The sequence below is a fragment of the Clostridium sp. genome, assembly GCF_051656525.1.
In the GTDB taxonomy this organism is placed as follows: Bacteria; Bacillota; Clostridia; order Clostridiales; family Clostridiaceae; genus Clostridium.
The window spans coordinates 1-1,413 of record NZ_JBOGCC010000378.1 but is presented as its reverse complement, the minus strand read 5'-3'; the positions used below and the strand labels follow the sequence as shown (position 1 = coordinate 1,413).

Genomic DNA, 1,413 nt, shown 5'->3' with positions numbered 1-1,413 from the left:
ATTCTTTAAAGAACTTTCCTTCATAGCAATTATAGCAATGATTTTTTCAATTTTAATTCAATTGTTATTAAGTTTTTTAACAGGTGGTTATTTATTAGATATGAACATAAAGATTACAGCAGTTAATTTAATTGGTGCTATTATAGTAACTTTAATTAGTACTTTAGTTACAACAATTCCTTTTTTAATTTATTTAATGAAAATAAGTCCAGTGGAAATGTTAAGGGAGGAATAAAATTATGTTTAAAGCTATAAAAAGAGTTAAAAAAATGGGGATTATAGCCTTTTTAATGATAATTCAATTAAGCGTAGGATTAACTATGATAAATAGTAGTGGAAAGTTATTTTCAGATTCACAAAATAGAAAAAAAGGAATAGAAAGTTTATTTGATTTAGATAATACAACCTATGTAAAGATATTTCCTAAGGGAGGCTATGAAGCTAGAGGTGAAGATTTTTGGAGTGCTGCTTTAAGAGCAAAAGAACAGGTTGGGGATATATATGATAAATTAATTAAAGAAAATTTAATAAATAATTATTACATTTATGAGTCTGGACCAAATGTATTTGAAGAATTTCGAGAAAATATTCCGGAAAAATACAATAAAATGGGAGATGTAGGACAAAATTATATAGGAGAAGTTATAATAAATAAGAATTTTTTTAATCATTACAATTTAAAAATAAGTAGTGGAAGAAATTTTGTAGAAGAAGATTTCAAAAAGGATTATAAAAAAGAAAATATACCAATAGTGATAGGAAAAGATTTTGAGGGAGTATATGAATTAGGAAAAACATTTAAAGTAAAATATATTTCAGAGGCTAAAAGAAGAACTGAATTAGAAGTGGATTTAACTGAAGATTTTATAACCTTTGAAATTATTGGTTTTTTAGAAAGTAATGCTATTCCCTTTCAATTTGGTCCAGCAGAACTTTTTGCTAGTAGCTTATATTATAGTGATGGAATAAAAATAATTCCAGTAATAGAGAATTTTATAGGCTATGATTTTTATACATCTACAATTGGAAGAGGAATCTTTTTAGAAAGAAAGGAAAATATTACAGAAGAAGAACTTATGAAAAGGTTAAATAAAGAATTAAATGAAAATGAGTTACAGGCTAATTTGTATAGTCTATCTAATACTACTACTTTAATAGAAAGTTATGAAAGAGATGTGAAATCTTCTTTAGTATTAGGTGCATTACTTCTTATTCTTTCAATGGCTGGGACAAGTTGTATAATTCTTGGACAGTTAAAGAAAAGGACAAAGGAATTTGGAATTAAGTTAGCTATGGGAGCTACCCTTGAAAATATAGCAAAGGAAATAATTTTAGATATTTTAACTATAACAGTAGCAGCTGTGATTATAGCTATAATTACTAATTTAAATCTGGGGATTAATTCTTATATTA

Annotated in this window: 2 protein-coding genes; both read left to right on the top strand. The window is 25.6% G+C overall.

The annotated features are described in order from the left end of the window. The coding region (locus tag ACRDDY_RS18600) for a hypothetical protein (RefSeq protein ID WP_438566415.1) at nt 1-235 on the top strand (235 nt) is incomplete at its 5' end. 4 nt (nt 236-239) lie between these two features. Continuing rightward, the coding region (locus tag ACRDDY_RS18595; protein WP_438566414.1) for an FtsX-like permease family protein at nt 240-1,413 on the top strand (1,174 nt) is incomplete at its 3' end.